Genomic DNA, 6624 nt, shown 5'->3' with positions numbered 1-6624 from the left:
CCGCCAAACCTAGTAAGAAGCCAATTAGATCCTCTCAAAACGATATCAAACAAAAAAAACCCGCGTCGTAGAAATACGATCGCGGGTCTTTTTGTGCACCCCTGAAGTATCTCCAGAACTGTAAAGTAAGCGGTAAACTGGATGCCGTGCGCTGACCCCACATAGCATGTTAGTTTCTTCTGTGAGATTTTGCTTCCTGATAGATTTGAAGGGAGTTTCTACATGGAAGCTATGAAGTAAGCGTTGCAAGTGACCCCCGATTTTGGATCTGACACTATAAATACCCGCATGACATACTGCCTCAAACAAAAAGGGTGACAGTAATGAGCAAGTTTCCACATTCATTCGAAGTCTACGGCTTCACTATAGAAGTCCACGCAGGCGGCCGCCGAGTTTGGCCTCCCAGTTTCAAACGGTTTATCACAAATAGCCTCGATGACGGTTCACTCCAAGTCGACGATGTCATGAAACGATGCAATGTCTCACAATCACTCGTCTATAAATGGCGGGCCGACCTCAAACGTGCAGCCGGATAGATCCGTTTTCTGGTTCAATCACGCGCAAGTCACGCGGGAGGTTGTCGGGTATTTCTACAGCTTGTCGTCCCCGCATGCCACGCGCTTTGGTTTCCTGTTTCTTTGTATCGTCAGGGTTCTTTGGTGCGCTGGAAGGGGCAGAGCATTGGAGATCTTCAGGAGCTGGCTTGTCGTTTTTTGACTGGCTGTCAGTTTTCTCACTCGACGGTCCAAAATTCATATCGGCAAGCTTATTCACCTGAGCACGAAGCAATCGGTTATCTGTCTTCAATACCTTAATTTCCGCACTTCGGGTCGAAATTAGCGCATCCTTCTCCACGCACTGATTGTCGTGATTTAGATCACGTGTCAGATCAAACTCTGCAATAGCAGTTTGTATCCGCGCAGAACGGCGGCATACGCCAATGGACCCTAATAGCCGCGAGAAAGTCGGCTGCTATAACTGTTTGGGGTCAAATTGTCTGATCATATGCACCGACGGTGGGTTCGGTACGGATAACCGCATCAATGTCGGTGAAAATGGAACGCATTTCTGTTTCGCTTTCAGGGCTTTCACAGACGACAACAAGATTTGGTGTATTCGACGATGCCCTGACCAAGCCCCAAGCGCCATTGTCGAGAATGACCCGCGCGCCATTTACCGTGACGACCTCAGAAATTTTGCGACCAGCAATGGTTTTACCAGTTTGATGAAGGTCAACCAAACGCGCAACGATGCGGTCTAGAACGTCGTATTTTTCAGTATCGGCACACCACGGCGACATGGTTGGTGTAGCCCATGTTTTAGGCAAGGCGCGATTCAGATCAGCCATAGATTGATCTGGGTTGCGATCTAAAAGTTTACACATTTCAACGGCGACCCTAAGACCACAGTCGTACCCGCGTCCCAAAGGTTCGGCGAGGAAATAGTGACCTGATTTCTCAAACCCTGCCAATGCGCCTAGGTCACGCACACGCCGTTTCATGTGGCTGTGCCCAGTTTTCCAGTAGTCTGCTTTTACGCCATTGGCTTTTAGCACCGGGTCGGACGCGTACAGGCCAGTTGACTTCACGTCGGCCACAAATGTGGCACCGGGGTATAATTTGGATAAGTCTCGTGCCATAATAACACCGACTTTATCGGCGAAAATTTCCTTGCCTTCGTTGTCAACTACACCACAGCGGTCACCGTCCCCGTCAAACCCCAAGGCAAGGTCAGCTCCTGATGTTTTGACCGATTTTGCCATATCGTGCAGCATTTCCATCGCTTCAGGGTTTGGGTTGTAATGCGGGAAATCATAGTCCAGTTCGTTGTGTGAGGCCACGACTTCGACCCCAAGGCGTTCAAACAACTCGGGGGCAAAAGCTGAGGCCGTACCATTGCCCGTTGCGCAGACAATTTTGAGTTTACGCGTCATCTTGAAGTCCCCAACGAGATCGTCAAGATAAGCCTCACGTACACCATCAACAAATTCATATGAGCCGCCAGTGTGAGGGGCACCTTCCCCATTTAGTACGATATCTCGCAGTTCATTCATTTCATCTGGACCATGGGTAAGTGGGCGCTCAAAGCCCATTTTAACACCAGTCCAACCGTTGGGGTTGTGGCTTGCCGTGACCATCGCGACGGCAGGCACGTCGAGGTGAAATTGCGCGAAATACGCCATTGGGGACAGAGCCGGCCCGATATCCTTTACTGCGATCCCGGCTTGTATCAAGCCGAGCATTAGCGCGTTTTTGATGGTCAGTGAATAGGATCGGTAGTCATTCCCAACTGCGATTTCCGGCTTTAGACCGCGCTGACGCATTTGTGTTCCCAACCCAAGACCCAATGCTGTGATACCAGGGAGATTGATGTCTTCTGGATATTTCCATCTGGCATCGTATTCACGAAATCCAGTCGGAGTAATCATGGCGTCACGCAGGAAATTCCATGTATTTTGGTCCACGGAAGTTTTTGGAACGATCTTGATGGGAGCAGTCATATCTAACAGCCTTTGATAATCTGAACATGCCGTGAGCGGCAGGAATATTTATGAGGAAACCTGTTCACGCACGACGGATAAAGTGAGGGAAAGCATTAGATAGATCCCAGACATGATCAAAAAAGCGAGCAGTGTATTTTCAAACGCGCGGGGGTAGGTCGGTTCGTCAGGCGCAATTGGGGGCACGCCGATTGCCAAGAACCGGGTCTGGATGCCTGCATTTACCCTCGCACTTTCGAGAGCTTGAAGCGAGGTTTGCAACATTAACCCGCGTGTTTTGAGTTCGGCTTCGGCAATTGCAAGTTCAGATGCAGTCCGCGCGAGTGATTGCCCGCTGCTGTTCTGTTGAGTCATCAGGGAACGAGTTGACGCAATGATACGCTCAAGTGTTTCTATACGGTTTTCCAGAGGCCTTACACGGGCGGAATTCGGGTTTTCGTTGGACTGTAGCTCTGCCAAACTTAATTGCTCGACAGTCAATTGACTTTCCAATTGTGCGATTTTGGCTGAGAGTAGCGAAACTTCAAGGTCTGTAGAAAGAACATTATAATGCTCTTGCAGGTCAATTACCTTCCGCTGCGCACTGCGCATGGCCACTTCGGCATCTTCGTAGCTTTCGCGGGCGCCTGCCATCTGGTCTTCACGCAGGCGTTGCGATAGATTATCTACAACTTCTTCTGCATATTTGATTAGGGCTTCTGAGAATACAATTCCAACCTCTGGCTGGACTGTGTCAACTTCTAGCTTCAGAATACCTACGGTTGGGTCATATGAAATAATCACATACTGTGAATATTTGCCAAATGCAGCTTCATTGCTAGTGTCACTTTCCAGTCGCGTCAGAGGGTCGATGTCCTCTTGGCTGAAGTGGTTGATAAAACCCTCCTCGGCGTCCAGTCGCTGAAAGGCAGCGCGAGATTGCAGATAACTTTGAACGGTAAGGCTGTCCTGGCTTGCTTCAAGCGGGGACCCTGACAATAGGCCGCTGAGTCCTGAACCAGCCGATGGAGCTTCAGAGCTTTGAATTACAAATTCGCTGTGTGTTGCGTAGAGAGGGGTCGCTATATTGTAATAGTAATGTCCGGCAACGATAGTTGGCAAAAGAACAAAGGCGGCCAAGCGTAGTGCAAGCATGACGATCTGGCGGCGGCGGCGGCGGGCAATATCTTGTTGCATTTGACGGATCGCAGAGGCGCGATCGGCTTCCGCATTAAGCAGGGGGCCTGGGACTCCGCGCTTGTCAGGTGTAATGGCTTGGGGAAGTTGGGTCGTGGTGGGCTGAGCGCCCCTTTTCCCTGGAACAACGGCTTCCATCAAATTCTTCCGCTTGAATGGGTCGATGCCTTGTTTGCGGAGTTGCCTGATCGCGTCATAGTCCGAAGAAGCAGTGATGTTGTGGCGAATGGCCATCCGGCGTGCCATCCGCAACTCGCGCCCTGTTAAGCCCTCTTTGCGTATTTCGGAAAGCTCAGTCTCTTTCTGGCTCTCTGGTTCTGACGCAGATGAAGTGGATTGCTTTACTTTCGCCGGTGTCTCAGATGGTTGAGCGGGAGGTTTTGATGGTGTCGGCGCAGCTTTACCCGATACATCAATGCCAAATACACGCCCACCACCCGCTTTGGGGGTCGCTATTATGCCTCGTTTCTCACCAGAAGAGGAGCTGTCGTTGGAAGCAGGGGGCGTCTGAGCCACATGCGGTGTTTCAATCGCCGTTGGTTCGTCGACATGAGAGGGAAGCGGCCGTGCGCTTTTTCCGCTTGGATCTGTAGCTACGACAAGCCCTTGTTGTGGGAGATCCCCTAAGAGAGAGCCACCCCGACGGATGCGGTATTTCTTAATTTTTGGCCTAGTACTCATAAAGTCTCTTTGCTTCTTCGAGCGTGTCGAACATGTAAAAATTGCCGTCTTTTAACACAGCGGCACAGGAGCAGTATTTTTCTATAATATTGGGATCGTGGGATACGATCACTAAAGTTGCAGAGCCGAGGCGCTCTTGCAAAAGGTTTCCTGCCTTCTCATTAAATTCCACGTCCGTAGTAGCCGGCATTCCTTCGTCGATCAAATACATGTCGAAGTCAAGGGCAAGCAGCAAGGCGAAGGAAAGCCGCGAATTCATCCCTGAGCTATAGGTCCCAACAGGCATGTCGAAGTACTCTTTTAAGCCACAAACCCAGCGGCAAAAAGCTTCAACATAATCGGGGTCAAGGCCGTATATCCGAGCGATATAGCGACAGTTTTCCTTGGCGGATAAGTTGCCTGCAACGCCCCCCATAAAGCCTAAGGGAAAGGAAATTTTGGCCCCCCTGCGTATTTTCCCTTCGTCGGGCTTCTCGAGCCCGGCCATCATATTGATAAGCGTCGTCTTGCCAGTGCCATTGGGGGCAAGGACGCCCATCGAACGTCCGGCTTCCACACGGAATGACGCCTTGTCAAGAATGACCTTGCGCTGGGTTCCAGTCCAGAAAGACTTACTGACATTTTCGAACTCTAGCATTCACACTCCGGGTGACTGGCCACAAGATACGCGTTGAAGAAGAGATAACATAACTTCGTTAACGAGCGCTATATTCCACTATATTACTCATATTATGTGTTGCTACATGGTGAAATTTCAACTGTTTCGCTCATATATCGTGGAAATATGTGGCCAAAAAATGTTGATGGCCCCGGAAAACGATCCGAGGCCACGTCACTCACTTTGTTATTTAGAGTTCTTGTTTCTCTACTCTGCACAATTTCCCTGCAATAATCGAGACACCAGCAGCGGCGAAACTGAACAGGGCGCCCATTTTGGCCGCAGCTTGAACCGAGGTGTCGCCAAGCATCGCAGAGCTGTCAAAGGCAACCGCAGCGATAAACAGGGACACGGTAAATCCGATCGCCGCCACACAGCCGATCACAAACAGATCGATCGTGCGCATACCTTGGGGAAGGCCAAGTTTTAGAATATGCGCACCGAACCAACCAAACAGTAGAATACCGAAAGGTTTGCCGATTAAGAGCCCCGCAAGAACCAACCAAGTGGGGCTTCCGATCGATGAAAACTCGACGCCCGCATTCAGCAAGCCGAAGAAAAATAGGGCAATCTCAACGGGATGCTTCAACTTATGCTCGATGTCATTGAGCAAATCGGTCAAATGCTTTTCTGCCTCAGAGAAGATACCGAAGGCGCGATCAGCATGGGGAATGGTTACAACGATTGGCAGCAAGCCCAATGCAGGGTGAATGCCCGCCTCTTGGAAACCGTACCAGCTTGCAGCACCGGCAATCAGGTAGGGCCAGAAGCCGAAATACTTACGCACCATTGTTGAATTCGGGCGCAGTTTGTTTCCGCGATCGCGACGACGTGGCAGATAGTTGAAGAAGAACCAAACAGCAGCGGAAGCGGCGATGGAAAGACCAAGCCATTCAGGCGCCAAGGCACCCGTTGGATAGAAGATGGCGAGAATGATGAGGCCGGCAGCGTCGTCCGCAATTGCCAAAAGCAACAGGAAGCGAACGGCTGGGTGACCCGCACCAAAGACCAAACGACCAACCAAATAGGCAAAGGCAATGTCAGTGGCAACTGGCACGGCCCAACCATTGGCAACGGCGTCGAATGTGGTGGATCCTAGGAAATAAGCTATCCCAAGGTAGACCGCGATGGGGCCAAGCATGCCGCCGAGCGTTGCAAACAAAGGTGTTGCCGCTTTTTTGCCACGTAGCGAACCATTCTTAAGGATCACCGCTTCCCAAACTTCTTTGGCCGCAATCGCGAAGAAGAAGGCCATAAGCACGTCGTTAACCAAGTAATGGAACGTTAGAACGCGAGACACGTCACCGATCTCTGTGATGTGGAAGTCTTCACCATATTTATAGACCCATTTGCTGGCGTCCGTACCGACCCAATCGTTGAACCAAATCGGATATTCGACCACATGGTGGTAGCTGTGTGGATCGATATTGGCCCAAACCAAAGCGATCAGTGCGCCCAAAATGAGAAGGACGGAGTAATTGATGACGAAATTCCAAACACGATACATGTGAGCCGCGATCCCTGATGTTTTTGTTTCACAGGATGTAATTGAAATTGACGTTCGGAACAAGAGAAAGCCAATGAAAGACGCATTGATTTTACAATTTTG

Annotated in this window: 5 protein-coding genes; all 5 read right to left on the bottom strand. The window is 50.4% G+C overall.

Annotated features, from left to right (window positions below; translation table 11 throughout):
* Positions 1 to 516: 516 nt before the first annotated feature.
* Entirely contained in the window at positions 517 to 807 is a 291-nt protein-coding gene (locus tag RJ38_RS00445; protein WP_052245097.1) for an IS66 family transposase, read from the bottom strand.
* Positions 808 to 988: 181 nt separating this feature from the next.
* On the bottom strand, positions 989 to 2500 hold the full coding sequence (locus RJ38_RS00440) for a phosphomannomutase/phosphoglucomutase (protein ID WP_039016932.1): 1512 nt from the start codon (positions 2498 to 2500) through the stop codon (positions 989 to 991).
* Between the two features lie 48 nt (positions 2501 to 2548).
* Positions 2549 to 4192 carry a KpsE/RkpR family capsule polysaccharide export protein gene (locus RJ38_RS00435; RefSeq protein WP_156121671.1) on the bottom strand — a complete coding sequence of 548 codons (1644 nt, stop codon included), beginning with the start codon at positions 4190 to 4192 and terminating at the stop codon, positions 2549 to 2551.
* 154 nt (positions 4193 to 4346) lie between these two features.
* Positions 4347 to 4994 (bottom strand): ABC transporter ATP-binding protein, encoded by a 648-nt coding sequence (locus tag RJ38_RS00430; RefSeq protein ID WP_039016931.1) that lies wholly within the window; start codon positions 4992 to 4994, stop codon positions 4347 to 4349.
* A gap of 211 nt (positions 4995 to 5205) precedes the next feature.
* A complete protein-coding gene (locus RJ38_RS00425; RefSeq protein ID WP_039016930.1) occupies positions 5206 to 6522 on the bottom strand; it encodes a Na+/H+ antiporter NhaA in 1317 nt (438 codons plus the stop codon).
* Positions 6523 to 6624: the final 102 nt, after the last annotated feature.

The organism is Halocynthiibacter namhaensis (assembly GCF_000812685.1).
Classification (GTDB): domain Bacteria; phylum Pseudomonadota; class Alphaproteobacteria; order Rhodobacterales; family Rhodobacteraceae; genus Halocynthiibacter; species Halocynthiibacter namhaensis.
This window is presented reverse-complemented; position numbering and strand designations above follow the sequence as displayed.